This window comes from Escherichia sp. E4930, from assembly GCF_005845405.1.
Classification (GTDB): Bacteria; Pseudomonadota; Gammaproteobacteria; order Enterobacterales; family Enterobacteriaceae; genus Escherichia.
This window is the reverse complement of sequence record NZ_VCDZ01000003.1, coordinates 579,590-605,459: the sequence shown is the minus strand read 5'-3', so window position 1 is coordinate 605,459 and position 25,870 is coordinate 579,590. Positions and strand designations below refer to the sequence as shown.

Genomic DNA, 25,870 nt, shown 5'->3' with positions numbered 1-25,870 from the left:
GGATTACTCCGGATATTTAAAAATTACGTAGGTATGCGACGGGCAGAGTTTGTTAAGCACACACTCGACAACGGTGTCACCCCAGATACGCAGTGCGGAATCACAGGGATCGCCACATGTCATCCAGGTGGTGTTGGTGTTGGTGGTGGTTGGCATGTTGACCTGCCAGTAATACCGCCATTCCGGCGCATTCACCGCGTCAGTACAGGCCGATGAGCAGGTGAACGTGCTTTTGTCGTATCGCGTGATGGTGGCATCTGGTCTGCCCAGGGCAGCAAGCTGTGCAAGATAAAAATCCTCGTTGATGCCGCCCGCCAGGTTAACCTTCGCATCCAGCCGTTGCTGACGCTGGCGAAGGGTCTGCGTTCCCGCCGGAATACATTCATCCGGCAGACCGCACAGACGCTCCCAGCGGTTTATCAGTTCAGTGGTGGTGCGCGGATCCAGCTCCCGCATCAGGGCATCCGCACGCTGATGAACACGGGTTAATGACGGTGCCGCACCGGCAATCGCCGGATCGCTGGCTGACCACGCCGGACCGGGCGGCAACAGTGCCGATAACAGGCGGATGTAATCATCGTTTGTCACGTCCATGAAATCGTCCCCAGTACCGCCAGTTCATTTTTTGCAATGGAGATATTGTCCGCCGGAGCAAGCAACTGATGGCTGTATTCCCCGTTCGCACCGGAAATCGCTTCACTGATACGCGATACCTTAAGCTCTCCCTGCGGATAACCATCACGCAGCAGGAATGAACGCAACTCCGCGGTGATGGCAGCCCGTATTTCCGGTGTGTCCGGCGTCACGCGGATATGAAAATCCACTTTGTGCGCCACCGGCCTGAATACATACAAATCAGAGCCTGCCACCGGGGCCAGTGGCTCGATATGTTGTCTTGCCGCCGTTTCCGTTGATTCTTCCGGAATGGGGTTAATCAGGTCACTGCTGGCAATCATCACACCGACAGTCCCCGTTCCCATCCAGTGTCGGTATGTCCATGCGCGGGTAATGCCGGGCACTTCTTTAGCCCAGACGACATAGTCCCCGTCAGCCCCGCCCTGAGGCGTCCAGTAATACCGCTCAATGACGCGGGCGCGCCACGTTTCCAGCTCTTCAGTATCAAATCCACCTGTCAGGGTATCTGCCTCGCCGGAAGACGGCAGACCATTAACCGGCGTGACCAGGATTAATGACGTACCGTCGTCAGCGTTACCGACCGCGCCTGCACTTGAGCAGGCGATCGGCACGCGCAGGACACCACCGGTGCTGGTTGCATCGGCAGTTGCCGTGTACTGAACCAGGTCATCGCGCTGAATAACACTTCCGGCGGTCACCTTCAGGCCATCGCTGACACCTTCCCAGCGCATATACCCGCTGGCAGCCGTGGCCCCCTTGCGCGGACACCGTTTCATCGCAGCATGTCGCGCCAGCCAGGACTCATCGCACAGGTCAGGCAGCATGTTCATTGCCAGATAATCGATGTACCCGTAAACCGTATGCAGCGCCGCCGCATACACCTTTGCCCGCACGTCTTCATCCATGCGCCGGAGCGTGTCGCTGACGTCCAGCCTGGCGAATAAATCGTTACGGAGCATACTGATATTTTCTGCCAGCGTCGGGCGCTGAAATTCACTGTCCGCCATGCGTTATCGCACTCCACAGATAATCAAAAGAAATCATTACCGGTCCGTCACGACGCCAGAGAGTGATACTGTTACCCAGTTCATTAATCCCGGTGCGGCGGATATCCAGATCAATACGGGACACCACGCCGTCATCAATCATCCATTGCAGGCATTCGCGGATATACCCCCTTACCGTCTGCACCAGTTGATTGGTCAGTTTGCTGCGCTGAAGCAGCCACAGTCGGGAGCCGTAACGGTCATTCTGTCACCGCAGGCCAGGTATCCCCCCACCATCCCATCGGGACGTCGGCATTGTCATCAGGCTCCGCCCGCCGCCAGGTAAACAGGGAAATCACCACGGCGCGGGTCAGCGGATCCAGCGGTGCGCTGGCGCAGGTGCGTTTACCGTTCACCGTCAGCCACAGTTCCATCATGCCTCCATCGCTTTATCAGGTTTGTCGGTGTTACTGCCCTGACCGTTCTCTCTGTGACGATGCCCGTTATAGGCAAGCCGCATCGCTGACATGGTGGTGCCGCCGGAGTCGCACAGGTCTTTCACCTGTCCGGTCACTTCAAGGTCCATTTCAAAACGTGCTTTAGGTGAATTGCAAAACGTGATCGTTTTACCTGCACCGTCCACCACGATCCCCTCCCGGGTCAGCGTCACGGACTGCCCCTGATCGTCATAGACAGCCACCTCACCCGTCTGCAGCCCTTTCAGGCGGTAGCGCCGGTCCGACACCGTAACAACCACCGCATGAGAACGGTCGCCATCCGGAAACAACACCACCGCTTCCGCACCGCTGTTTGCCCTTGCGGTAAAACCGTAGGGTTCAAGATGTTCAACCCCGGCTTTGGGTTCACCGGCAATCAGGGACACATCCACGGTCTGACATTTCGTGGCGGCACTGATGCTTTTCACCACGGCCCGCCCAATCAGGCCGAGGAGTTGTCGCTGCATGGCTTCAATCGTACTCATCAGAACGGGTCCTCCTGTACTCTGGCTTTTTTCTTTTTCCGCGCGCCGGGGGCTTCGGGTTCAGGCAGATAAGCATCAGGTGGGCCGACACGGATTTCCGTCAGGGTGCCGTTCTGGTCCTGAGTAAACGTGACTTCCGAGACAAGCAGTTCGGTATTGTCGAAACCACAGACCGGATCGAAGACAATCACCCGCTGGTTGGGCTGCCACAGCGTACCGTTACCCTGTCGCCAGCCCTGCACCACATAGGTGGTTTCATCCGTCCGCGCCGCCCGTTGTCGGGCTTCAAAGTCAGCACGGGCAATACAGCCTGCCCCCGTGGCCTGCCCTGTCTGCCTGATATACATCGGACGGTAACGGGAAATAAATGCGTCCTCTGTGCGGGCCCGCAGCGCGGTGGTGGTGGCCTCACCGAAATCATCGTCGTTTCCGGCACGCTGCCCCGCCACCTGGTAAACAGAAAACCGCTCCCGGATACTCTTCTCCGTATCGCAGGAAAGGATGTTTTCCCCGAGTACCAGCGCGGTATGTGCCCGCGTTGAGCCAATACCGCCAATCACCAGCCTGCCGTGCGGGTCGTCGTAAGCCAGTGCCTGCTGCTGACCGAGTATTTTGTTGATCACCTCAATCACCGTTTCGCCGTGATCAGGCTGGACATCAGGAATAACGCCCGACGGCGCACCGTTGTTCACCACCTCAATGCCGAAAGGCGCAGCAAGCGCCTGCGCAATCTGTACCAGCGATCGTCCGTTAAACTGTGTCGGTTCGGCTGCACAGTCAATCAGGTCAGCGGTCAGACTACGTCCGGCAATACCGGTGCTGACCGAACGGGCATCGTAACGAACGGGAGTCGCCTCCACCCAGCCGGTGATCACCAGCTCATCACCAATCAGCACTTCCACTTTTGAACCGTTTTTAATGCGCGGCTGAAGCGTGGTGATACCCTCATCTCCCGGCCACTGGCGGGTGATCTCCACACTGAAATCCCGCGCCAGCCGTTCAATACCGGCACCGATGCGCACCGATGTCCAGCCATTCCACTCCCGGCCATTTACCCGTAGCGTGACATTGTCGTTCATTGCACTGGCACCTTCAGAGGGATCACCGGCACAAAGCCGGGATGCGTAATGGCATTACGCCGGATAATGTCCGCGTCACGCGCCGCGTTATCAAACCAAGTCGCCGCCAGCACCAGCGCGGGTAAAACCTCATCCGGCGTGCGCTGAATGATCCGAGCAGACTGTTCAAGGCGCGTGTTGATATCCGCATTCAGATCTGCTTTCACCCGGCGCAGCGCCAGAAACAGCGCATCACTGGTTGTACGGGACAACTCCTTATCAATTGCCGTATTCAGTGTGTCGCGAATGTCGGTCAGTTCTTCCCACGTTGGCAGGTCAACCGTGTTTTTCACCGCCGGTGCATTGTTCAGCACCGGATGCGTGACGGCAGGCCAGCCGGAGCTCTGCGCGGGTGTTGTTGACTGCCCCACTGCGGCATTCTGCATCACCGCAGAAGTTGTTGGCGCAGGCAATCGGGTAACGGCATACGCCGCTTCGCTGATTGCAGTCGTACGAAGGGTGCTGGCAACCATGTTACGCTGCTGCGTCGCTGTGGCGGTGGTTTTACTGTCCGTTTTCCAGACGCCGCGCGGTTGCAAATCGCTGCCGAGGCTGACACCAGAAAGCGTTTTGATCATGGTGACCAGGTCGCTGGCGTTACCATAAAGGCGTTTCCCGGTACGCCACATTTTCTGCACCTGCTCAACGAAATTTTTTCCTGACGATGGCGGCGGCATAAGTACCGAGATATCCCCCTGCAACAGCCTGGCGGCATCCGATACAGCAGAATCCACCACTTTCATCGCATCAGAAACATACCCAAGCATTGTGCTGGCATTACCGATAACGTCGTTCTGCACAAAATCCGCCACGCCATCGATACTGAAACCGCTGAAGCTGTCACTGATGCAGTCATCCAGTGCAGAACAGGATGACATCAGCGTCTGCGCCGTCGCCACGCCTGATGTGGGGTAAGAGAGTTCTCCCGCTTCGACAAACTTCAGGTCAAAGCGGACAATACGCCCTTCACTTTTCGATGTGCTGACCCGAACTTCCCCGTCAACACAGACTTTCAGCTCACCATATGTCGGGTGGACAAGCGTGCCGGGACCTGGTTTATTCAGCGCTTCAATCAGGCGATCGCGCTGGTCAAAGCAGTCATCTCCCACCACATAAGCTGTGATGGACGGGCGGAAAGTGACTTTTCCCAGATCTTCGGTATAGGGCTTGTCGCGGTTCGGGTATTCATGTGTTTCCACACGGCGACCGGTTCCCGCACTTTCTTCTTCAACCTTAAACGGCACACCTCGAAATGACGCATCCTGAAGCCTGTCTTTCCACGTCATATACACTCCGAAAATAAAAAAGCCACCTATTAGAAGGTGGCCTTGTAATGAATTTTATTAATTAGCGAGTCAGAAACAACGAATCTTTATACTTTTGCTGTTGTTCATTTAAATACTTAGCTGTTTCATCGCTGGCAAATGGAAATATTACCGTATTTTTAGGCATGGTAATTTCTTTTTTGTCCAGCGTCAGAGTAAACATAGGAACATACTGAGCAGAGTAACGCACCGCAGAAACGAGCTCTAGTTTAGACTCTTCAATAACACTTAAATTATCCAGGCTAACTTTCTCTTCATCTTTTTTCTTTGACGCATTTAAAGTTTTTATTACTTTATTTAATTTCTCCTGAAAATCCTCCTTAAAGTTTTCAGGATTGCCGTCGACAACAAGAATCTGTTCACCCTGATTATCTGGAAAAATAATCTTTGCACTTATCAATTTATTTTCTTTATAAACATCACCAAGTTTTATGGCTCCTCCAGATAACTGAATAATATGTTCATCTTTAAAGGAGATGTTGCCAGAGATTATGAGAGATGAAAAAATAGCCGCTGCTCCAAGAATTACACTTGCTGTGATATAGCCTTTCATTTTTCGCCTATTAACATTTTTCTAAATGTGCATTAATTCTATCACTCTATTTATGACTTACAACCAGCAATACATGTGAGGGGAATCCTGCCTACCAAAATCGGGTATAGCCAACATCGTGATTTATATCAATGCCACTGGAGCGTGTTTCCGTAACCCGCATACCTGGTGGCATATTTATAAATGATACCTTGATCTCACCATCAACTTTTGGCGCGGTAGCTTTATTAATCATGAAGGGATTCGAGCCTGTGGCATCGGAGGCGTTGTTTGCCTGAGCCGGATCCACCGCCGGATAAGGAGTGTATCCCCGTGCCGGTATTCCCGTCCCATAAGCATCATAAGCACCCGCGCCCCACTGCGCCGAGTTAATGGTATCGTCCGTGTCACCGGAACTGTCGGTAAACCATTCAATAATCGGCTTCAGCTTATCCCACATATCCTGAAACCACTTAACAACCGGTCCCCAGTTATTGATCACCATCCCCAGCGGCGACCAGGCAAAAACCTTCTTCAGAAGTTCCCGGCCAGCCTCAAAATAAGGACCAATGGTTTCCCAGAGCTTCTTGAAATAAGGTCCGACAACATCCCAGTTAGTGATAATTAATCCCGCAGCCAGAGCAATCGCCGTCGCAATCATGCCAATCGGCGTCATCGACATGATCCTGCTGACAATACTGATGGCACTGCCCACGCCCATCCATCCCAGTTTCAGAATCGCAAGACCGGCAGCAAGCCCGACGACGCCGCGAATAACCCGGGGATTTTCATCCGCAAACTTCGTGAATTTTTCCCCCAACTCCCCCAGCCATTGCGTGATATTTTTAGCGTCACCAGAAAATGCGCCGCCAATAGCTGCAAGACCGTTAGTTGCGGTCCCCGTCATTGCCTCCCACAGGTTGGACAGCGTACCAAGCTGTGCCTGAACACGTTTATTCAGGCTGGCCTGTTTATTCATCTTCTGCTGGATCTGATCGTAACCATCCTTTCCTTTATCGATCAGAGCATTGACCACCTGAAGGGTTTCGGCATCATCACCAAATATTGCCTTAAGTACACCTGTTCGCTTAACGTCGGTCAGTTTTCGCAGCTTTGCCAGTTGCTTAAACATGTTATCAAGACCGCCAAAACTCCCTTTGCCATCAGTAAAATCGAGCTGTACCCCGAGTTTCTGGCGGGCCATGATTTTATTGACGTCCCTGATTTTCTTAACGCTTAATCCGGACTGGATAACTTTTCGCAGGGCATTACCTGCCGACTCCCCGTTCATCCCCATCTGATCCATCATGACACTGATGGGGGCAAGACTCTGTGCAGCCTGAAGACCGTCCTTATTCACCATCTTCAGAACAGAGCTGGTTTTAGTGAAGAAGGACAACATGTTGGTATCGTCAACGCCCAGATAAAACGCCTTCTGGATAGTGTCGAACAGCCCCATCATGTCTTCTGACGCCGTTCCGGTAGCATCCTGCATCTTTGCAGCAAACTCAGCAGCCGCTTCCGGTGTTTTTTTCAGTTGTACCGCAAGATAAGCTGTCGCTTTACCCACACCACCCAGAATGTTTTCTGCCGGGATCCCCTGACGCACCAGCATCTGCATCATGTTCTGGAAATCAGCCGTTGTACCGGGAAGCTGGTTACCCAGGCCAATAGCCAGTTTATTGATGTCCTGAAAGCTCTTTCCAACCTCGCCATTCGCATCCATCATGGCGACTTTCAGCCCGGTGGCGGCGTTTTCCTGATCGGCATAAGATTTCAGGGAAAGCGTCAGCCCCGCTGCCAGTCCTCCACCAAGCGCCAGCCCACCCTGTGACGCTTCTTCCGCCTGGCGTTTAAATCCCCGGATTTTCTTTTGCATTTTCGACAGCGCGGGTGAAAGCCTGTCGACACCGGTGATCAACGCCTTAAGCTCAAATTCAGCCATGTGTGCGTTTCTCCTGCTCTATCCTGTTTGCCTGACTGACCAGCAAGGGAATTTCACTGATCGGCATATTCAGCAATTCGAAGGGATTAATGCGCCAGTAGCTGGCGCAGTCAAAGAAGCGATCAGTGAGGTATTCAGCCGTCAGGCCTGGAGGAAAAAACCAGCCACAAGCCACGCCGCTGCATTCAGGTCTGCCGGAGACATCTGGTCGACAGAGCTTTGCGGCACTTTCGCCAGCCGCACAATGTATTTCGACACCACATGCGCCAGAAGTCTGACGGACTCATCCTGATTCATCTGGTAGGGATACCCCAGCTCGCGGACATCCTTCCCGGTGGGTTCATCAAACTCCAGTACGGAGAGTGTCTCACCATGAGCGATAATCGGTTTCTTTAACTCAAGCTCTTTCATTACTGGTAATCCCCTTCTTCACCGTGGAACTCAAGATCAACCGTGCCTTCTTCGGCATTATGGTTCGCTTCGCCGTGCAGCCAGGCGGACGACAATACATAGACCTGACCGTTCGCCAGCTCGGCAGTGATGGTCATCTCATCAGACGAGGTGATTTTGCTCACCGGAAAATTCTTCGGTACCTTGAAGGTCCCTTTGACATAAGGTGCACGGTGAGTTTCCTTGCGGTCCACTGAACCGTCCAGACCGATGATGTCATCATTAACCGTTTTGTTCATGGGCACCTCAATGCCGCCGGTCAGCGATAGCTGCTGACCGTCAATTTTGAAATAACAGGTTCCCCCGATACGGGCCATTATGCGGACTCCTCTGAATACTGAAGACGGAACTGGTTAACCACGGCAAAGACACGCAGCTGGTTAACATAGTCAGGTGGGAACAGCGTGTTCAGGCGATTTGGATCGCTGGCATCACGCTCCACAACCAGGTACTGCTTAAAGAGTTCGTAGTTTTCCACGATGCCCGCACGCTCGAGCTGACGGTAGGTTGCCAGCAGTTCCCCTTTGATCACCGCCGGGGTGACAATCGCCTGACCGGGACCAAAGCGGGTACCGTCGCTGGCAAGCTTGTGACGCCCGTACTTACTGGTAATGACGGATTTCAGTTTGCGCAGTACATACGCACTGGTATGCAGCGTCTCGCTGTCGAGGTAGCTGTTATCCGCAACCCCGTAAGCGTTTTTCCTGTACGTGGTGACATCACGCTGAATGCGCAGTACCCCACTTTCGACATACGCCGTTGCCACGCCATGAGACAGCAGGGTCTGTTGTTCTGTCATCGTGAACCGTTTCCCCTTCGGCGCAGGCAGCATACCCACCAGCTCACCGGTCTGCGTGGGACGTGCCGGATCGTTGCGGATAAACACCGCTGCGCGGGCGGTACGGCTTGCCGCCAGCTCGTCGGCAGGTGTCTGGGTTTCTTTTTCGTACCCCGCCAGGGTAATGTGCTGCTGGTTAAACTGGTCACCTGCGGTCACCAGTTCTGACAGCGTGCCGGTCTTTGCCGTATACACATGACCATACAGCTGACGCGCATAGCTCCAGCGACCGCTGGTATCGTTCATCTCGGTCACCAGCGTGTTAACGGAGGCCGTGTCGTTGAACGGCAGACCGATATAATCAAACGGCTCATCCGCCATTGCAGCCACCGCACCGGTGAGAACAGGAGCGCCCGTTCCGGCGGTACCCGTCGCCACAGCAATCTGTACGCCCGCTGGCAGCACTTCGCCCCCACCAAAGCCGTAGTAATTGAGGCTGACAGGAATTTCATTCCCGCAAAGCCCCTTATGACGCGCGGTCAGTGTGACCACGCCTGCCGAAGATGAGGCCGTAAACGGCAGGGTCGGAACGGCATTGATGGCATCCTGGATACTGCTGGCAATCGTCGTGACGTTATCGCCATTGGTCACCGGTGCCTGCACGCGGGTACGTCCCACATACACATTCACCGTGCCGGTTTCGGTTGCCGCCCCGGTCACCGTCAGCGTAACCGTTGCCGCCGCGCCTGTGGATTCAGGAACGGCAATCACATACAGCTCGCCAAACGGGTCAGTCTGGCGATAAGCCTCGACCATACGCGCCAGCTGACTTCCCGCACCACAAATCAGGCGTGCATAGTCTGCCGACGGCATCAGTACCAGACTGTTGGCAACAATCTCTGCACCGTTATTGGCATGACCAATCAGCAGCGATGCTCCGCTGTCCTGTGCAGTATTCGCCGCCTGGTTATCCATTTCCGCATAAAACAACGGAACCAGCGTATTCGACGGAATGGTGTTAAAGCTTATCGTCATCGGTATTCACCTTTTTATTCACGCGCCGGATATCACCCGCTGCTTCACGGCGCAGCCAGTAGTTGTTCTCGTCAACATTTCGCCCTTCGGCGGGCAAAAGGTCGCCGCGGGCAGGGTCAGGAACTGACCGCCCTTTAACAGGTTTGACAAACATGAGGCTCCTCAGGAAGGAAGGGTTATTTCGGTGTGATGTTCGATATCGCCGTCAGGCCCGTTACCGGGCTCGAGATAATCAACATCAATCGCCAGCGTTTGCAGTTCATCCAGACTGTTCAGATCATCCTGCTGGCGGGTATCGTCTTCAGTCAGCTCGCTGATGACCGAAAAATCGAACTGATAAATCAGCTCATGACGATTCAGATCCAGCAGCGTGCCGCCGTCATAGGTAATCGGGTTACCGCACGCCTCCGGGTTCCAGCCCAGCAGAGCCTTAAAGAGCATCTGCCGGACATCGTCCACCACATCATACGAGGCAAACTGACCGCGCTCATCATGCCCGTTACTCAGTATGACAACCACGGAGAAACCCTCTTTCAGCTCCTGCCAGTAGTCGGTCTGGCTTTTGTTTTCTCCCGGAGAATCATCACCCGGTACAACATATGCCGCCGGGAGTTTCAGCTTTCCGACCTCCGGCAGATTTTTGAACTGGGCCGCGCCTGCAACCCGGTTTTCAAAATATGGACAGCGGGCACGCAGTGCAGCAATAACAGGCGTCAGTTTCATCTGTGTCGTCGCTCCGGCTTCAGTGATTTACGCAATTCCCGCGCCAGAAAATAGCGTGTCCAGCTGCGGTTCTTTTCAAGAGTTTCCACCATGAAGTTATTACGTGGAGCCAGTCGCCAGCCGCTGCCACCGGATGCACCACGATGATGGCTGCGACGACGCTTTGCCCCTCGCCTCACGCCATAGAACAAAAAAGCCGGATAAAAATCACCGGTGATACGGCGGTTTCCCTCTCCATTACGCTGGTTAGGGGCTATACGTGCCATAAAACCAGGGCGATGTTTACTGGCTCTGGGTACCATGTAACCAATTGAACGAGCCAGGCGTCCGGTCTGATAACCGGGGTTTTCACCCGGTGCCGACCGCGCACGGCGCATCACCAGCCGACGGGCATCACGCATATGACGCTGACCAATCGTGACAAACGCCCGCCGGACACGGGCGCGGTTAAAGCGCATCTCCGCGGGCTGCTGAAAATCAACGTGCAAAAAGGAAGTCGTCATTGTTGCCTCCGTGACTCTGCCTACATTCGCCCAGCTCCGTACACTCCAGCAGCAGAAAGCGCCGCGCCCCGTTCAGATCGCGCTGACGTTTCACCCGGTACACACTGTCACCGCAGACCACCTCATAATCAGCGGTGATCCCCCGGCGGTAACGAATGGTGATGTAATGGGTGATGGCGTCCCCGGTCTGCGCGGTTTCCTGCCAGGTGGTGGCACTGGTCTGGATAACCTTCGCCCATGTCCGAAACGTAACCGGGTATTGAGACTCCACGCCAAAGTTATCCGCGGGCATATCCACCCGCAGGCGGATCAGGACGCGTTTATTCAGTTCACCGGGGTCCGGCAGAATGTAGGTTGCGCTGGTCTGCGCCTGACGAATTTTCATTGCGGAAAGTACCTGTACGGGCCGACAAGCCAGCCAAAACTCTGCGGCATGTCGAGTTTCTCCACTTCCGTAACCGACGAGCGGTTTTCGTAAAAATGGCTGATAAGCATCAGCATCCCCAGACGAATATCATCCGGCAGGTGCAGCCCGTCCGGATCGCTGTCCGGAATGGATTCATCCGGTGCATAGAGCTTCCGGTTCAGATACGTTTCCGTCCGCTTTTGCGCCGCACAGGCCAGCAGTTGCAGATGGCGGTCATCAGCATCGAAATCCTCATCCAGCCGGAGTTGGGCTTTAATCTCTTCCATTGTCAGAAGCATACTCAGCTCTCTTTACTGGTCGTGGCTTTTTTCTCTTTTGCCGCTTTACTGCTTTTTGCACTGGTTCCGCGCTCAGCTAACCCGGCCTGAAGTGCAATCTCCTGCACCCGGGCAGGAAGCGCCCCGTCGTCATACTCACCGGCCCGAATGACCTCAACACGCATACCGTCCGGTGACCATTTCAGATCTTGTTTCAGGATCATGATTCTTCACCCGTCAGAACAGGGGGCGCGGTTCCGCGCCCCTGAATGATTACGCCGCTGCAATCTTCAGCAGTTTGATGGCCTGCGAATCGACCAACATCCCGCCGGTGCGCTTGGTGGTATAAAAACCGACAAACGGTTTATTGGTGTACGGATCACGCAGAATGCGGGTGCCGATACGGTCAACGATGGTGTAACCCCGTTTGAAGTTACCAAATGCAATGGCTTTCGCATCAGCGGCGATATCCGGCATCTGTTCGTTTTCAGCGATACCGTAACCCGCCAGAGAGGACGGCTGCCCCAGTTCCAGCCCCGGACGCCACAGATAGTTACCCTCGGTGTCTTTCAGCAGACGGATGGCAAACAGGCTGTTGTTGTTCATCATGAACTTCGCGCCAGTGCGGTGTGCCTTTCGCAGCGTGTAAATCAGTTTGATAATGGCGTCTGCGGTCACCGCAGTCGCGTCGCCGGATACAATATGCTGAAGTTTGCCGAACGCCCGGACCTTATCGGTTTCATCCGTGGATTCATACGCCAGGAACCCTTTCGGCTTCTTGGTACCATCGCCGGTGGTAAAGGCAATTTCTTCCTGTTCGGCAAATTCGGTTGCCAGCTCGCTGTTGATCCAGGCCTCCACGTTGAAAAAGGCATCATCCAGCATTTTCTGGGTGGCCTGCGGGTTACCGTAGATTTCCCCCATGAAAGGTTCAATCAGCCCCAGTTTTGAGGTGGCAGTCTGGGAGCGCGCGTCAGTCTCGCCAACCCATCCGGAATCCGTGCTGCCCAGATTCACCAGTTTTTTGTAGTCGGAACCACCAACGGTGATCACCGTGGCTTCCTGACGCATCACCACTTCATCTTTCAGCAAGGTCAGAATGTTGCGATCCAGCGCTTCCGGCACGGCATAGCCACCGTCTTCATCGGTGCCCACCTGTAATGCCTTGCGCTCCAGATCGCGCAGACCATCTTCACGGCCTTTACGCAGGAAGCCCACAAACGCTTCTTTATGCTCGGTGGCCAGTTTATTTTGCGCACCACCTGCCGGACGTTTCAGCTCAAGCAGCTCTTTTTCAAGGTCGCTTTTGAGATTTTCCAGCTCGCTGAGTTTTCCGTTCAGGGTTTCCACCTGCCCGGCAAGTTTGCCTTTTTCCTGCTCAATCGCCTCAACGCGCTTGTCGTTCTTTGCTTTGAAGTCGTCAAACTTCTGCTGCAGCTCCTGCGCGACCTGTTCGACATCTTTAATATCAACCGCCATCGTATTTCTCCTGATTAGAAGTTCAGATTTTTCAGTGCATTCAGTGCAGAGCCCACATCCTCAGCCTCGCGCAGGGACAGTGCGCCATAGCCCCCGGCCATGAATGCTTTGGCCTGGGTACGGGAGAGTCCGACATCACGCAGGACTCTTTCGATTTTTTTCTGTTCGGGGATTTCCCCGCGGGCCAGTGCGTTCTTGACGTCGCTGATCCGCGCCTCGTCGTTAGACGGGAATGTCACCAGACTGACTTCCCAGAGGTCGATTTCTTTCAGCAGAAAGGCTTCTTTCGTCCGGTCGTATTCCCAGTCCTTTAGGACGTACCCAATAGAAAGGCCGGTTAACGAACCGGCCTTCATGTGTGCATGTGCGCGTTTTGCCAGGGGATCATCATCAATGAGCAACCGCCCCCTGACGTAAAGCCCGACATCGTCTTCCTTCATTTCGGTGTAAACACCGATGGGCTCATCCATGCGGTGCTGCCAGAGCAGCGCAGGTAACGCTTTTCTGTCACTCCACACCCGCAGGGAAGCAGCAAATGCCCCGGACATCACCACATCATCGTGGCTGTCCTTTACACCAAAGACGGAGCCATACCCTTCAAACTCACCGGAGTCACTGACAGATTTCAGACTCAGCGGTACATCAAGACGTTGTTTCGTCTGCATTGGCGTTATCCTTCTGCTTACCGGCTTTACTGCCATCGGAGGGTTTCGTGGTCATGTTCATCGGTGTGAGATAGACATCACCACCGGGACGTGGATTCATATCTTCCAGGTCGCGGCAGTCATTGGGAGAGTAAATTCCCCAGTTGATCCCGGTGGCGTAGGCTTCAAAACGGGACTTCATATCCCCGCGCAGTAACGCCCCGGCGTTAAATTTGGCGTAATAAACGCCCTGCTTACTTTTTCGTACCAGTCCGGTGTTGATCCGCTGTTCGATGCGGGTCAGATACGGCACCAGTGAATAGTTGATAAATCCCAGCCCCAGCTCTTCGATATTGTTGAAGGTGGCGCGATCGGTGTTCTGCACCATGTGCAACGGCACCCGGAACAGACGACAGATTTCTTCAAGCTGAAACTTGCGGGTTTCCAGGAACTGGCTGTCCTCGGCGTTCAGCGCCATCGACTTCCAGTCCAGCCCCATCTCAAGGATCATCGGGCGGTGAGCATTGCCAAGCCCGGTGTGACGCTCCTCAAAATCTTTCTTCAGGCGCTCATAAGCCTGATCTGACAGCGTCTGCTCTGTACGCAACACACCCGACGTCACCGCGCCATTGCTGAACAGTCTGGCCCCGTGCTCTTCGGTCGCTGCCGCCAGCGATATTGCCTCGCGGGCATAGGCGATGGGATTCAGCCCCACCAGTCCGTCCAGCGTCAGCGTGCGCACATGCCAGATATCCTCCTGGCTCAGTACATCCGTGGAGCCATCCGGGAATGTGACCTGATAGACCGGCTCCCAGCTACTGTTAAGCTTCGGTACCACACAGCCGGGATCGACGGGCAGCAGTTCAGCCACTTCGCCAAATGCTTTCACTTTGTAGGCGTAAAAGTTTCCCCGCAGGCACAGACAGGTGACCACCAGCTCCCAGAACTCCTGCGGCGTCATATAGCCATTGGGATGCGTGGAGATCAGCTTATGCAGACGTTCGCCAGTGGCTCTCTGCTTCAGGCTGCCGTTCAGGTGATACAGGTTGCAGGGCAACATCCCGACCGACTCCGCCAGCACCCTGACACAGGAAAAAACCGCCGTCAGTCGCATGGCCCGCTGGCTGCTGATCTGCTTTCCGGTATAGGTGTCGTAGGACAACCCGATAGCATCCGCCAGCTCTGCTGGCGTGGTCACCGGTGCGTCACTTTTTCGTTGAAATAATCCCGAAAAGAACACTATTTACCTCCGCCGACAGACGACTGTGTACGGTCGAGATATCGCGCCACCAGCCACGACCAGAACAGACACAACGCCCCGGCAACAACAAACCCCGCCGGGGGATAAATCAGCCAGGCACCATACGCCAGCAAAAGCGCCCCCAGCACGCCCACCAGAGGCGCGAGAATCAGCATGATCATAATTACCTCAGTTAAAGCGAGCGGATCCCATAGGACTCAATGTGGTCAGACAGCGTGTCTTCTTTCTCGTACAGCATGGCTCTGCCAACCGCCATAATCAGCGCAACTGCACCATCGATTTTGTTTTCCGCCTGCTCTTTGACGGGTTTCACCACATCATCGTTACCCGGAATGGTTTTGCCGACCACGTTGCCGATACACCAGGTCATGATGGGATTGCCGTCATGATGAAAGCGCCCCGATTCAATTGCCGCTTCCAGCTCTTTCATCGGGTCGGACATGTTGGTGTAGTTCTGAATGATAGTGATGGGGTTCAGGTCTTCATCAGCAAGGTCATGTGACAACCCGGTCGCCCCGAAGGGGTCGATGGGTGACTCACTGACCGGGCTGATTTTGTTCGCCGCTTTGGCCTCCTCGAGGAGGTAGCGATAATCCACCTCTGCACCATCGGTAACGGTCAGGACGCCCATTTCCACCCATTTCTGAAAGCGTTCGGCTGTCCGTCGATCTTCATTTTTCTCGACGCTGTACACCGTGTCATACGGTACCCAGAAACGCGGGGCCACACTGTAGTAATGCGTTTTACCGTCAATCTCGCGGGTATAAAGTCGCGCCATGCTGTTCATATCCAGCTTACGCGCCAGGTCAAAGGCCAGAATGCACGGCTGCCCCTCGAACTGCTCAAGGGTCAGTGATTTATCCTCGCAGCTCTGCCAGCTTACCAGGTTGAAATACGCCGAACGCGCCGACACCCAGATATTGAGGTGTTTTGTTTTAAAGACGTTTGCCAGACGGGCGTTATTTTTCGCACGCTGCTGCTGACTTAACAAAAATTCGCGATAAACCGACACGCCAATATTTGGATTGGCTTTTTCCAGCACCTGCGGGTCGGTCCAGTCGTCACCTTCATCAACGGTATAGATGATCCCGAACAGTTCATCGTTAGGCACCGAGCCGTTGAGCATCTCGATGACTTCCCGCCGTTTGTCGTAGCACGGCCCCTCAATGTTGTACCCGGCGGTAGTGATAGCCCACATCAGTGGCTGACGTCGCGCCCCCATCCCGGTAAGCATCGTGGTGTAAAGCGCATCTGTGGCGTGCTCGTGATATTCATCCACCACCGCACAGTGGGGTGATGAACCATCACCGGGGTTACCGATCAGCGGTTCAAAACGCGCACCATCCTCCGGACGGTTCATGTTTGAGGCGTTAACCTCAATCCCGAACGCTTCCGTCAGCATGGGTGTGCGTTTACACATCAGTCTTGCCGGACGAAAGACTTCCCATGCCTGTTTCTCCGTCGTGGCACCGGAATACACTTCCGCGCCGAACTCGTTATCACAGGCAAAACAATACAGGGCGACACCGGCAGAGATTGCCGATTTGCCGTTCTTACGGGGGATTTCGGTATACACCTCACGGAAGCGGCGCAGCCGGGAGCCTTTATTGACCCAGCCAAACGCGCAGCAGATCACAAAGAGCTGCCACGGCTCCAGCGTGATGGGCATCCTCTTAAATGCCCACTCACCCTTGGTGTGCGGCAACAGCTGAATAAATTTGGCGGCCCGTTCAGCCAGGTCCTTGTCGAAGCGGTAACGAAACGACTTACTTTTTTCCGCCATCAGGTCATCAAGATGGCGCTGGCAGGCCTGAATCACAAACTGGCAGGCCACAATCTTTCCGCGCACGACATCCCGGGCATACTGATTGGCAGCATTTACGTTGGGGTAAGATTTCCGGCTCATGACTCGATGATTTTCAGAAACGGGTTAGTGGCTTTCTTCTGCCCCGCCAGGCCAATCAGACGCTGGCGGCTGCTGGGGTCGAGTCCGAGCATTGCCCCCGTGCTGCTCATCTCGGACTCCTGTTCTTTTTTGGCGGTCAGCTCCGGATTTTTGACCCTGCCGCCCATTGCACCGGTGATGGTGTTGCCCTGTATGGCAATATTTTTCACGGCACGTCGCCAGAACTCATAGGCCACGCACCACCGCTCAAGCACCGCGAGGTCAGTCACGCACAGCAGGCCCTGACCGCAGAGTTCTTTAGTTGTCAGTTGCCACATGATCGTGGCGAGAGGGAGATCTTCTTCAGCGAACCACTCCGGTGGCTCAACACCTTTGATGGGCGTAAAAACAGGTTCATCTTTATTCAGGGCTCGCTTGCCGGGGTTTCCGGCCAGCGCCTTGCGCGCCGTTGGCTTGGGGCGACGCCCGGAACGCCCCGCCGTTCCAGCCATATGCGGCACTCCTGGTTAAATTTCATTTTTCGCGGGTATAAAAAAACGATGGGGCGGGCAGTCCGGAAGACGTCAGGCCGCAGGGATTTGACCCGCCCCTCCCCTCTGGCAGTGGGAACTGGTTCTTACTTCAACCGTTCACGGGCCGTCTTCGCCTTATGACACGGCCAGCACAGGCTCTGCAGATTGCTGTCGGCATCAGTGCCGCCATGCGCTTTAGGGATGATGTGGTCAACGGTTTTCGCCTCACGCACCACACCGGCACGCAGACATAACTGACATAAACCTTTGTCACGCTTCAGCACACGCGCGCGGATAACATCCCACTTCGAACCGTAGCCGCGCTGATGACGGGATTGTCCTGGCTTGTATTGCTTCCAGCCTTCGCTTTTGTGGCTTTCGCAATAACCTGACGGGTCAGTGGTGGTATGGCGGCACCCGCGAACACTGCAGGCTTTTGGTGTGCGTGGTGGCATTATCCGTCCTTCGGTGATGTAGCTGCTTCTGTTGGGTTCATAGTTGAAATCCTGTTACGCCATAGCAATGTATCTGCCATCATAATGGCAATAAAAAAAGCCCCGCGATTGCGGGGCTGATGGTTATATAAAATATTAGCCAATTAAGTCGTCAATTTTTTTCTGAATATAACCATCCAGCAAACGCCTTGAAACGTCAACTAATGTTCCAATGCTTGCATCTTTAAAGCCGGTCTTGAGAGAATTCCAAACCTCTTTATTCCTGAGAGCTTCAAGGAAGTCATGACCGCTTGAAGTTAATCGTAACGGTATAACGAACCATGATCCTCCATCAGCAGCCTCAGAGAAACCAAACCCATACTTGCCGTCTGTTCTAGCAATTAGTTGACGATCAGCCAATAAACGCATATGGAATAAAAATTCATCGGTGCTGTAGTCATACCCAGCCAGCTGCAGCTGCTTTATATCAGTATGCGGCTCTTCAGACGCCTCGAAAGCTTCCAAAAGACCTTTCAAATACTCGTGATCTATTTTCATAACATTCCCTTTTATGAATGAGGGAATAATTTAACATTAAACTAGGCACTTGATGAATACTTGGCGTAATGTCGCTAGTGGTCGAGTTGCAATACACCGTGATTCAGTAACTCTAAATAAGCGATGAGCCCGGCATAAACGGGGATAAACTCACAATCATCTTCGAATTCTGGGATTATTCCGGTTGCGATGGTGTATTGAGGCTGGCTATCTTCCTTCGCGAAGGATGCAAGGTCTTCAAACTGCTTAGCTGTAAGAACCACTGTCATACCTCTGTCGTTAAAAAGCCTCGCTATTGCGAGGCTTGGTTCGGAAGCTGATTATTACTTGGTGAAGTGTCTGATAGCCTTCTCAACTTTTTCGTCAGTGACCATACCGTCACAACGTGCGACGTTATAACTTATCCCGTCTAGTTCGTACTCCTCGATAGGCATAGTAAGCACGCCGCCCTTGTCACCCCTGAAGGTAACAATCTCCAGGTCGTCCTGGACAACAACATGATCAAACGCGTCACCCGGTAAAATAGCTATGACATTCTTTGGCATTTTTATCCCCTTTTTTTTGCGGAGGATTAAATTACCACATTCATTCACTTATGAACCAGATTCAGCTTCAAACCACAGTAGTGTGTCTTCCGACTCTTTGATAGCTTTCGTCGTTCTGGCTACCAGCCCGCTTTCAGATGTTACCCAGCTTAACTGGTTCACAAAGATTTGATACTTCAACGGATCCTCACCAACAAACTTAATCGCGTCTGCTGCAGCGGCGGTGTCATAGTTCAGTTTCGCCAGCAGGTTTAAGCGGATCTGCTATGCAGGTGTAACCGTGATTTTAGACATTGTTTATCCCCTGGTGGGTATATTTATTGTCTTATCCGCTTGTTGGGATATCCATTATCAAAGCCACTCTGCAAGGAATGGCTTTTATGATGGCAATAAAAACAGTCGTAGGAGGTTAGATTAAGTCTTCACGTTTTTCATATTCATCGATATGATAAAGATGCATAAACTTTTCATCATGCCCACCAAATATCTGTGTTATCGATTCGTCATCCCGGCCTTCAACAATTAAATGCTTTTCATGTGTTCCTGGCATAAATAACGCCTTTACAACATATTCTAAGTGGTGTTTGAACTGTACGTGAAGCTCTCTTGCATCCTCAAAAGGAATATTTTCGGTAAGTTCAAAATAACGAAATGCCATATCTACCTCCCGTATAATGAGAGCTCATCATTAATGAATTTTCTTGTCATGACAATGACAAATTATTTCAGGTTCCATTAGATATAGCTTTGTAATGAACTGGCACTTATCTCAACACAGCCCTTACCGCGCGCCAGATGCTCAATATCAAGCATCAGCAATGAGATGTTTAATCTGGATTCGCTCCAGAAGTAAGCACCACCCTGTCTACAGAGCCAGATGTGAAGGATGATGAGTAAAATTATCGCTATCATCGAAGGCATTGCGTCCTGATGTATTCCTGCAGGTAGTTAACCTGCGCGGTTATCCTGTCGATTCCACTTCGGAGACGGTAATAATTGAGTTCAGCATCTGCTGTAAGTCCTGGGCTTTCTCCATCGCCCATGCTGCTGGCTCCGGTCGTTGACTTTGCACAGGTGGCGGCGACTTGCAGGCGCTTACGCCCAGCAGAAACATCAGCACGGAGACTTTCGATAGTCGCGTTAGCATCAGCAAGCTCCTTTGTATATCTGGCGTCGAGTTCTGCTACATCACGTTGACGCTTCTGCATGTCAGCGATGATGGATGTGGCTTTATCGCGCTGCTCTTTGTAGGCGATGGCGTTATCACGGTAATGATTAACAGCCCATGACAGGCAGACGATGATGCAGATAATCAGAGCGGAGATAATCGCGGTGACTCTGCTCATACCTTAATCTCTCTGACCGTTCCGCCAGCCTCTTTGAATTTTGCAATCAGGCTGTCAGCCTTATGCTCGAACTGGCCATAACCAGCGCCCGGCAGTGAAGCCCAGATATTGCTGCAACGGTCGATAGCCTGACGAATATCACCGCGATCAATCATCGGTAAAGCGCCACGCTCCTTAATCTGCTGCAATGCCACAGCGTCCTGGCTTTTTGGAGAGAAGTCTTTCAGGCCAAGCTGCTTACGGTAGGCATCCCACCAACGGGAAAGAAGCTGGTAACGTCCGGCGGCTGTTGATTTGAGTTTTGGGTTTAGCGTGACAAGTTTGCGAGGGTGATCGGAGTAATCAGTGAACAGTTCGCCACCAACAATAACATCATAACCGTGGTTACGTGTCGGTTGTCGCCCGTTATCCGTTCCTTCTGACCATGCCACCATATCGAGGAAAGCTTTACGCTGGGAATTTAGTACCTGCATAAATTACTCCTTAGAGCCACCAAACTTATTACCGATTACTCTCATTGCAGCCCCACGAATAGCATCGACACCGATCAGCCCCACCCCACCACCAATGGCAACAGAAAGCGATTTAGGCCATCCGACATACTCAAGAGCGGATGCAAAAGTCAGCGTCAGAGCGCCACAGAGTAGAATTTCGAGTGTTTTTCGCTTCCAGCCACCACCACCGCCAAAATAGGCAATGCGCAAACCAGCCATAACAATCGACATAATCACTGCGCCCAGCGGTGTGTCTCCACGCCACCAGCTCTGGACCAACTCCAGCCAAGTATTTGGGTTATGAGGCATTTGTAGTTATCTCTCACCTCGCCGATACAAGAGGTGCAAATTGAGGGAGTACCACGAACCGCAAATCAGAAGCGGAAACGTAAAAGAAGCCGAGCCAATGGATAAGAGCTAGATAGACCAAGCCCAACGAATACCAAAGCCCAGAAACGACAAAACCCGCTCGACGGCGGGTTTAAGCTGTGTGGCGAAGTAACCACTCTTAACAGAGTACCGTATTTTTTGCGTACGCATTAGTATTTTTTGAAGTATTATCAACACCAATTGTTCAAAACCATTAAAAGGATGTTGTTATGACTGCATCAGCGACCCCCACTAATATCACTCATAAGTTTATTGTTCACATTATGAACAAGGAACAACAGGGGTTAGCCACCATTATTCCTTGTCCTTCAGAAAAACCTGTTCAGCAAGCATCAAAAGACCTCTCTAACGCACTTACTGAAAGGTACTCTGGGAGAGCAGGTAAAGGATATGGGAAATTTGAAGATGACCGCGATAGTTACCCTATGGGTAATATCGTTGATGATTATTTCGTAAATAAAACACATAGTTTTTATGATACTAGTATCCGAATGATCAATCATTTAAAAGCCAGAGCCGATGATGAATCAATGTCTACTGGTGGTTATGTAATAATTGCCCATAATGAGGTAAATGGAAATCATTATTTGATGGTTGCAATCCTAACATCAGCAGTTGGCTCTTCAGTCCACGATTTTGAAATTCAAGAAAGTGAATATCTAGACATTGCTAAACTTCGAGTAGCGGGACGAATTGACTTAACTGGGCGCCAGAATGGCAAAGAGAGATATATTAGCTTTCTAAAGGGGCAAAATTCAGTAGCAGGTTATTTCAAAAAGTTTTTAGGTTGCAACGATATTCTAATTGCCAAACAAGAAACAACAAAATTACGGAATGCACTTTTAGAATTTGCTACTGAAAGAGGTTTTGAACCAGAGGCACGTGAAGAGTTCCTAAATAAGGCTCATGAAAAATTAAAAAATTTAAATCGTTCTGGTGAAACTTTCGACACTCAAATTTTTGCAAACGAGATATGGCCAACTGCTCCTGAGTTGTTAGTTGAAAAGTTAACCAATGACGATCTGGAGTTCTCTGATGGGTTCGTGCCTGATGGCAACGTTATACGTGGGCTTGTTAGTTTCAAAGGAAAGTCCAAACATTGGTCTCTGAAATTCGAGCGTGCGGCCTTGCATGATGGCAGCGTTCTTTATGATTCAGAAAACGATAAATTGATACTTACCGAGATTCCGGATACGCTAAGATCAGAGATCTTATCAGAATTAGGTGAAGAGGATGAGCAGTAACAATCAGAGAACCTTCAAAGACTTAGTGACTATTTACAAGGCCGCTACATTTGCAGGTACCCTATCTGAAGCATCACTCATTCTTTCAAACGAGGAGCTCTGTGACATCATCAACGATATCACAGAGAATCCCCATGATTTTGGCATCACCCTTGAATCTGGCAACATTAAGTTAGGCCAAACTATAACCTTACATATAACCCCCCCCAAATTACGATTGGGGCAGCTACATTTCTCTTTTAATGAGTATTTAAAAAATCCTAAAAATAGGATAAAGGAAGCCAGTAACTTCTTTATAATCGAACTTAATTATCACAACAGGGATAAAAAGTCGCCTGCTATTATATCCAAGTACAGAGATGTTTTGAGCTTAATTACTTTATTCAAAGATTGTTCTGCTTATTTAGATGAAACAAATTTTGAATTGGTATTCGTCGAATCCAACGTACTAAAAATTCCAGTAAATTATTCTAGCGATGATCTTATGAATGTTAATGGAGATCTGATTCATAATTTGATCGCAAACTTTGCAGAAGATACGCATAAAGATCAAAAACTTACTATTTTAGCAAGTAGTATAAAATCATCATGTGAATCTAAAACTAAAGAAACCTCTTTTTCCTTCATGTTAAGGGATTTAGGACAACTTTATGAAAGTTATCAAAAAGGATACAAAGTATTCGTTTCTGGTTTTTCTTACGAGAAAATACTGGATCAGTTACGAGTAGCCAAAATAGAAGAGATGGGGAAAATACATAAAGTATTCAGTGACATACAAAATCAGATATTAGGTATCCCCGTCGCAACAATTATCGTTGCGACTCAAATGAAGCAGGCTAATGGTTGGGATAGTCAAGCATTAATAAACACAGCTGTAGTGTTGGGTGCATTGTTCTTCACTATTATGATTCTATTTGTTCTATTTAATCAATGGCAAACTTTAACAGCAATAAATGATGAGTTAAATCATAAAAAACAACAAGCAGAATATAACTTCAAGGCTATTTACGAAGATATAAAGGATACATTTGATAGTTTAACCACAAGATTGCTTGTTCAGAAAGTTGTTTTTGCCTCATTAGGAATTATAGTTTTATGTGGCTTATATCTTACATTTAGATTCTACTTTTTACTTACGCCTTATGCTATTACATATTTATTTAGCTGACGGCCAATATGGCCGTCTAATAAATTACCCATGTATTATATATATAACTGCATCAATAAATCCCAATGCAGCTTGCAACTTTTTTCTTATAGTCCCATCAGAGCATTTTCTCTTCTTCGCAATAGTGCGTAATGAGATACCGATAACAAAGTGAGCAATTATCAGCTCATACTCTTCCGGCTTATATTTACGCAACCTAGCCACACAACTATCTATCATGATGCCTTCATCATCATCACACTGGAGACGTGACTTTTTACCGTGTGGTAAAAGTCCCTTGAAACCAGCCGCTATCGGCTGCCAGTCCACACCACTATTTTCTGCTGCAGCCCATGCTCCCCAGCGGTCCAATACTTCATACATATCACGCATCAACTTTCTCCACCAAATCAGGCCAGCACGCCAATTGCCAGCGCACGATCAATAAAACGAAATATCAGCTCCAACTGGGAGCCATACTTCTCTTCAAATACCACGGTATCCGCATGCAGCTCGTCGTGATGCTTTCTGCACAAAGGCAACACAAAAAGGTCATGCGCTTTTGTACCCATTCCACCCTGACCGTGACCTATCAGGTGGTGGGCATCATCAGCAGGCTTTCCACAACATGCGCACGGCTGCGTCTTAACCCAGCGCGTGTACTTTTCATTAACCCAGCGGCGACGTTTGGGGCGTAACATAAAAGACTCCGGCGACTCCGGATCCACTTTCAGCGCCAGCATCTTTTTCGCCTTATCCTGGATGATGCTGGTGGCAGGAACCGAAGGCACAAGGTCACTTTCCCGGGTGACAGACGGCACAACAGGCTTCGGTAATCTCAGTGCCTTACGGGCTGCACTTTCCGGTAAGGCATCCGCCAGATCATTACGAATCAGCCACCAGCACAGTTCCGGCATTGTCACAACGTGACTGTCATCAAAACCGAGATCCCGACGCACAACAGACAACACCCAGCGGGCACAGTTATCCGTTGCCATTGATTCCAGCCGTTCCGTGAACTGATCGCGCAGCTGGTTATCGCAGTGCCAGCACAGACGGATTGCGCCCGGAGCGTGTCGCATTGTGGTAATGTTCTCGCTGTGCCAGTCGGAATGAGGCCACTGACAGCCCTTTTCACGAAGTAACCAGCTTTCAAGACATTCCACGCCACCAGCACGACGGATCACTGCCTCATTGCGGAACACGGCCCGAACGGCAGGATCATCCACCAGCGGTTGTGATGCCGCCGGAACGGCACCACTGGCGAAAGATGAATAACGTTCCGGCTCAGGCTCCAGCAGGACACGCCCCTGCATAAACAGGGGCATCAGCTCTGAACCTGGCCTGAACAATACGATCCCCATACGCGGGGCAATTTCAGGAGTCAGTAGTGCTCTCACGGTCACCTCAATGAACGGTATCGAGCAGCTTTAACAGCTCAGGGAATCGGGATTCGAAGAAATGCGGCTGCGTCTCGCGCGGATTTGCGGGACTGGTGATGTTCTTGCCGAACATGCAGCCTTTCGCTGTCAGCGACCAGAATTTTTTGATGTTGTTAATCGCGGTACGGCTGTATCGTTCGCGCTGCTCGACGATCCCCAGCTTCACCATCTGGTGATATGCCTGATTAGCCGTCAGGCGGATACCATACTGTTTCAGCAGTGCACTCAGCGACAGCGTGGGGCGACTTGAGCCATCAGGCGCGTCAGCAGGAGCATCAATGGCATAGCGCGGTGCCAGATTCGGTAAGCCAACAGCCTCCTGGAGTTTCTGACAGGCACCAAGCACTGATGAGTTAGACAGGTTTAATTCCCGGCGCATAAAGTCCAGCAGAATCACGCCAGCCTGCATCTTGTCAGCAGCCTGTCCGGATAATTTTTCAGGTGCGCTGGTTACCATGTCGAAAGTACGGATCACCTTCAGATGGAATGACGGGCTGATCCACATTGCATAGGCATACACCAGTTCTTTGCAGACATACGTCCCCTGGTTATTTCCGCCACGAATAACGTTAACTGGCTCTATATTGACCGAGTTGCAAATCTGCAACTCGCTTATTAAACGTTCAGTTTGCTCATTGCGGAGCCAGAATGCAGGCTTATGCTTATCCAGAGAACCGGCAGCCCTGTGCAGATCGTTCAGGCTGTAACGACCATAAGCATCACGACGAACTTCAATACCATCAATGACCATCAGATTATTCATACTTCGTT

The 25,870-nt window shown here is 51.6% G+C and carries 37 protein-coding genes and 1 pseudogene; 2 read left to right on the top strand and 36 right to left on the bottom strand.

Annotated elements, in window-relative coordinates; genetic code table 11:
- Nucleotides 1-3 precede the first annotated feature (3 nt).
- The 33 genes and pseudogenes from FFT88_RS06460 to FFT88_RS06295 form a co-directional block, all read right to left on the bottom strand.
- Nucleotides 4-594: a YmfQ family protein gene (locus FFT88_RS06460; protein ID WP_000383553.1), complete on the bottom strand. Its 591-nt coding sequence runs from the start codon at nucleotides 592-594 to the stop codon at nucleotides 4-6.
- The gene (locus tag FFT88_RS06455) at nucleotides 585-1,643 is read right to left on the bottom strand and encodes a baseplate J/gp47 family protein (protein ID WP_000785318.1); all 1,059 of its coding nucleotides are present in this window, start codon (nucleotides 1,641-1,643) and stop codon (nucleotides 585-587) included. Before FFT88_RS06455 ends, FFT88_RS06460 begins: the two co-directional genes overlap by 10 nt.
- Nucleotides 1,630-2,056: pseudogene (locus FFT88_RS06450) on the bottom strand (phage GP46 family protein). Before FFT88_RS06450 ends, FFT88_RS06455 begins: the two are co-directional and overlap by 14 nt.
- Nucleotides 2,056-2,604 (bottom strand): phage baseplate assembly protein V, encoded by a 549-nt coding sequence (locus FFT88_RS06445; protein WP_074558911.1) that lies wholly within the window; start codon nucleotides 2,602-2,604, stop codon nucleotides 2,056-2,058. Before FFT88_RS06445 ends, FFT88_RS06450 begins: the two are co-directional and overlap by 1 nt.
- Nucleotides 2,604-3,683 carry a phage baseplate assembly protein gene (locus FFT88_RS06440; RefSeq protein ID WP_000999501.1) on the bottom strand — a complete coding sequence of 360 codons (1,080 nt, stop codon included), beginning with the start codon at nucleotides 3,681-3,683 and terminating at the stop codon, nucleotides 2,604-2,606. The genes FFT88_RS06445 and FFT88_RS06440 overlap by 1 nt, the downstream gene beginning before the upstream one ends.
- Entirely contained in the window at nucleotides 3,680-5,008 is a 1,329-nt protein-coding gene (locus FFT88_RS06435; protein WP_024182267.1) for a DNA circularization N-terminal domain-containing protein, read from the bottom strand. The genes FFT88_RS06440 and FFT88_RS06435 overlap by 4 nt, the downstream gene beginning before the upstream one ends.
- A gap of 61 nt (nucleotides 5,009-5,069) precedes the next feature.
- On the bottom strand, nucleotides 5,070-5,600 hold the full coding sequence (locus tag FFT88_RS06430; RefSeq protein WP_000679479.1) for a hypothetical protein: 531 nt from the start codon (nucleotides 5,598-5,600) through the stop codon (nucleotides 5,070-5,072).
- A gap of 91 nt (nucleotides 5,601-5,691) precedes the next feature.
- Complete coding sequence (locus tag FFT88_RS06425; protein ID WP_135404400.1) at nucleotides 5,692-7,524, bottom strand: phage tail tape measure protein; 1,833 nt, start codon at nucleotides 7,522-7,524, stop codon at nucleotides 5,692-5,694.
- A 141-nt stretch (nucleotides 7,525-7,665) separates the two neighbouring features.
- Complete coding sequence (locus tag FFT88_RS06415; RefSeq protein WP_000661047.1) at nucleotides 7,666-7,935, bottom strand: phage tail assembly protein; 270 nt, start codon at nucleotides 7,933-7,935, stop codon at nucleotides 7,666-7,668.
- Nucleotides 7,935-8,291 (bottom strand): phage tail tube protein, encoded by a 357-nt coding sequence (locus FFT88_RS06410; protein WP_000090993.1) that lies wholly within the window; start codon nucleotides 8,289-8,291, stop codon nucleotides 7,935-7,937. The genes FFT88_RS06415 and FFT88_RS06410 overlap by 1 nt, the downstream gene beginning before the upstream one ends.
- Nucleotides 8,291-9,787 (bottom strand): phage tail sheath subtilisin-like domain-containing protein, encoded by a 1,497-nt coding sequence (locus FFT88_RS06405; RefSeq protein ID WP_135404399.1) that lies wholly within the window; start codon nucleotides 9,785-9,787, stop codon nucleotides 8,291-8,293. Before FFT88_RS06405 ends, FFT88_RS06410 begins: the two co-directional genes overlap by 1 nt.
- Entirely contained in the window at nucleotides 9,771-9,941 is a 171-nt protein-coding gene (locus tag FFT88_RS06400; protein WP_000497751.1) for a DUF2635 domain-containing protein, read from the bottom strand. Before FFT88_RS06400 ends, FFT88_RS06405 begins: the two co-directional genes overlap by 17 nt.
- An 8-nt stretch (nucleotides 9,942-9,949) precedes the next feature.
- Entirely contained in the window at nucleotides 9,950-10,510 is a 561-nt protein-coding gene (locus tag FFT88_RS06395) for a hypothetical protein (protein WP_023568697.1), read from the bottom strand.
- Nucleotides 10,507-11,013: a hypothetical protein gene (locus FFT88_RS06390; RefSeq protein WP_000213502.1), complete on the bottom strand. Its 507-nt coding sequence runs from the start codon at nucleotides 11,011-11,013 to the stop codon at nucleotides 10,507-10,509. The genes FFT88_RS06395 and FFT88_RS06390 overlap by 4 nt, the downstream gene beginning before the upstream one ends.
- Nucleotides 10,988-11,398, bottom strand: a complete 411-nt coding sequence (locus FFT88_RS06385; protein ID WP_074417138.1) for a phage head closure protein — start codon at nucleotides 11,396-11,398, stop codon at nucleotides 10,988-10,990. The genes FFT88_RS06390 and FFT88_RS06385 overlap by 26 nt, the downstream gene beginning before the upstream one ends.
- The gene (locus FFT88_RS06380) at nucleotides 11,395-11,718 is read right to left on the bottom strand and encodes a head-tail connector protein (RefSeq protein ID WP_000927707.1); all 324 of its coding nucleotides are present in this window, start codon (nucleotides 11,716-11,718) and stop codon (nucleotides 11,395-11,397) included. Before FFT88_RS06380 ends, FFT88_RS06385 begins: the two co-directional genes overlap by 4 nt.
- A 2-nt stretch (nucleotides 11,719-11,720) precedes the next feature.
- Nucleotides 11,721-11,921, bottom strand: a complete 201-nt coding sequence (locus tag FFT88_RS06375) for a hypothetical protein (RefSeq protein ID WP_000601364.1) — start codon at nucleotides 11,919-11,921, stop codon at nucleotides 11,721-11,723.
- A 49-nt stretch (nucleotides 11,922-11,970) separates the two neighbouring features.
- Nucleotides 11,971-13,176: a phage major capsid protein gene (locus FFT88_RS06370; RefSeq protein ID WP_135404398.1), complete on the bottom strand. Its 1,206-nt coding sequence runs from the start codon at nucleotides 13,174-13,176 to the stop codon at nucleotides 11,971-11,973.
- A gap of 14 nt (nucleotides 13,177-13,190) precedes the next feature.
- Complete coding sequence (locus FFT88_RS06365; protein ID WP_135404397.1) at nucleotides 13,191-13,841, bottom strand: HK97 family phage prohead protease; 651 nt, start codon at nucleotides 13,839-13,841, stop codon at nucleotides 13,191-13,193.
- Entirely contained in the window at nucleotides 13,819-15,060 is a 1,242-nt protein-coding gene (locus FFT88_RS06360; RefSeq protein ID WP_000466255.1) for a phage portal protein, read from the bottom strand. The genes FFT88_RS06365 and FFT88_RS06360 overlap by 23 nt, the downstream gene beginning before the upstream one ends.
- Nucleotides 15,060-15,242, bottom strand: a complete 183-nt coding sequence (gene ymfR / locus FFT88_RS06355) for a protein YmfR (protein WP_000605606.1) — start codon at nucleotides 15,240-15,242, stop codon at nucleotides 15,060-15,062. Before ymfR ends, FFT88_RS06360 begins: the two co-directional genes overlap by 1 nt.
- A gap of 11 nt (nucleotides 15,243-15,253) precedes the next feature.
- The gene (locus FFT88_RS06350; protein WP_240731060.1) at nucleotides 15,254-16,987 is read right to left on the bottom strand and encodes a terminase large subunit; all 1,734 of its coding nucleotides are present in this window, start codon (nucleotides 16,985-16,987) and stop codon (nucleotides 15,254-15,256) included.
- Nucleotides 16,984-17,478 carry a phage terminase small subunit P27 family gene (locus FFT88_RS06345; RefSeq protein WP_000929172.1) on the bottom strand — a complete coding sequence of 165 codons (495 nt, stop codon included), beginning with the start codon at nucleotides 17,476-17,478 and terminating at the stop codon, nucleotides 16,984-16,986. Before FFT88_RS06345 ends, FFT88_RS06350 begins: the two co-directional genes overlap by 4 nt.
- Nucleotides 17,479-17,603: 125 nt before the next feature.
- Nucleotides 17,604-17,954, bottom strand: a complete 351-nt coding sequence (locus FFT88_RS06340; RefSeq protein WP_032170744.1) for an HNH endonuclease signature motif containing protein — start codon at nucleotides 17,952-17,954, stop codon at nucleotides 17,604-17,606.
- A gap of 135 nt (nucleotides 17,955-18,089) precedes the next feature.
- A complete protein-coding gene (locus FFT88_RS06335; RefSeq protein ID WP_000686855.1) occupies nucleotides 18,090-18,491 on the bottom strand; it encodes a DUF2513 domain-containing protein in 402 nt (133 codons plus the stop codon).
- A gap of 74 nt (nucleotides 18,492-18,565) precedes the next feature.
- Nucleotides 18,566-18,760, bottom strand: a complete 195-nt coding sequence (locus FFT88_RS06330; RefSeq protein WP_000219368.1) for a hypothetical protein — start codon at nucleotides 18,758-18,760, stop codon at nucleotides 18,566-18,568.
- 54 nt (nucleotides 18,761-18,814) lie between these two features.
- Nucleotides 18,815-19,036 carry a hypothetical protein gene (locus tag FFT88_RS06325; RefSeq protein WP_001125701.1) on the bottom strand — a complete coding sequence of 74 codons (222 nt, stop codon included), beginning with the start codon at nucleotides 19,034-19,036 and terminating at the stop codon, nucleotides 18,815-18,817.
- 48 nt (nucleotides 19,037-19,084) lie between these two features.
- On the bottom strand, nucleotides 19,085-19,297 hold the full coding sequence (locus FFT88_RS06320; protein WP_240731064.1) for a DUF2560 family protein: 213 nt from the start codon (nucleotides 19,295-19,297) through the stop codon (nucleotides 19,085-19,087).
- 148 nt (nucleotides 19,298-19,445) lie between these two features.
- Nucleotides 19,446-19,694 carry a hypothetical protein gene (locus FFT88_RS06315; RefSeq protein WP_000885689.1) on the bottom strand — a complete coding sequence of 83 codons (249 nt, stop codon included), beginning with the start codon at nucleotides 19,692-19,694 and terminating at the stop codon, nucleotides 19,446-19,448.
- A 77-nt stretch (nucleotides 19,695-19,771) separates the two neighbouring features.
- Nucleotides 19,772-19,957 carry a hypothetical protein gene (locus FFT88_RS06310; protein WP_001447355.1) on the bottom strand — a complete coding sequence of 62 codons (186 nt, stop codon included), beginning with the start codon at nucleotides 19,955-19,957 and terminating at the stop codon, nucleotides 19,772-19,774.
- Nucleotides 19,945-20,382 carry a lysis protein gene (locus tag FFT88_RS06305; protein ID WP_016249561.1) on the bottom strand — a complete coding sequence of 146 codons (438 nt, stop codon included), beginning with the start codon at nucleotides 20,380-20,382 and terminating at the stop codon, nucleotides 19,945-19,947. Before FFT88_RS06305 ends, FFT88_RS06310 begins: the two co-directional genes overlap by 13 nt.
- A complete protein-coding gene (locus tag FFT88_RS06300; RefSeq protein WP_032170741.1) occupies nucleotides 20,379-20,855 on the bottom strand; it encodes a glycoside hydrolase family protein in 477 nt (158 codons plus the stop codon). Before FFT88_RS06300 ends, FFT88_RS06305 begins: the two co-directional genes overlap by 4 nt.
- A gap of 3 nt (nucleotides 20,856-20,858) precedes the next feature.
- On the bottom strand, nucleotides 20,859-21,185 hold the full coding sequence (locus tag FFT88_RS06295; protein WP_001120496.1) for a phage holin, lambda family: 327 nt from the start codon (nucleotides 21,183-21,185) through the stop codon (nucleotides 20,859-20,861).
- A 290-nt stretch (nucleotides 21,186-21,475) separates the two neighbouring features.
- On the opposite strand from FFT88_RS06295, the gene FFT88_RS06290 reads away from it, so the two are divergent.
- Both FFT88_RS06290 and FFT88_RS06285 read left to right on the top strand, forming a co-directional pair.
- Nucleotides 21,476-22,510, top strand: coding sequence for a nucleoid-associated protein (locus FFT88_RS06290; RefSeq protein WP_000127202.1), 1,035 nt, complete (start codon nucleotides 21,476-21,478; stop codon nucleotides 22,508-22,510).
- Nucleotides 22,500-23,678: a hypothetical protein gene (locus FFT88_RS06285; protein WP_135404396.1), complete on the top strand. Its 1,179-nt coding sequence runs from the start codon at nucleotides 22,500-22,502 to the stop codon at nucleotides 23,676-23,678. Before FFT88_RS06290 ends, FFT88_RS06285 begins: the two co-directional genes overlap by 11 nt.
- A gap of 24 nt (nucleotides 23,679-23,702) precedes the next feature.
- On the opposite strand, the gene FFT88_RS06280 is transcribed toward FFT88_RS06285, so the two are convergent.
- Genes FFT88_RS06280 through FFT88_RS06270 form a run of 3 tightly spaced genes read right to left on the bottom strand, consistent with a single transcriptional unit; the run spans nucleotide 23,703 to nucleotide 25,862 of the window.
- The gene (locus FFT88_RS06280; RefSeq protein ID WP_001205465.1) at nucleotides 23,703-24,050 is read right to left on the bottom strand and encodes an antiterminator Q family protein; all 348 of its coding nucleotides are present in this window, start codon (nucleotides 24,048-24,050) and stop codon (nucleotides 23,703-23,705) included.
- A gap of 17 nt (nucleotides 24,051-24,067) precedes the next feature.
- Nucleotides 24,068-25,057, bottom strand: a complete 990-nt coding sequence (locus tag FFT88_RS06275) for a DUF968 domain-containing protein (protein WP_135404395.1) — start codon at nucleotides 25,055-25,057, stop codon at nucleotides 24,068-24,070.
- Between the two features lie 7 nt (nucleotides 25,058-25,064).
- A complete protein-coding gene (locus FFT88_RS06270; protein WP_001061404.1) occupies nucleotides 25,065-25,862 on the bottom strand; it encodes a KilA-N domain-containing protein in 798 nt (265 codons plus the stop codon).
- Nucleotides 25,863-25,870: the final 8 nt, after the last annotated feature.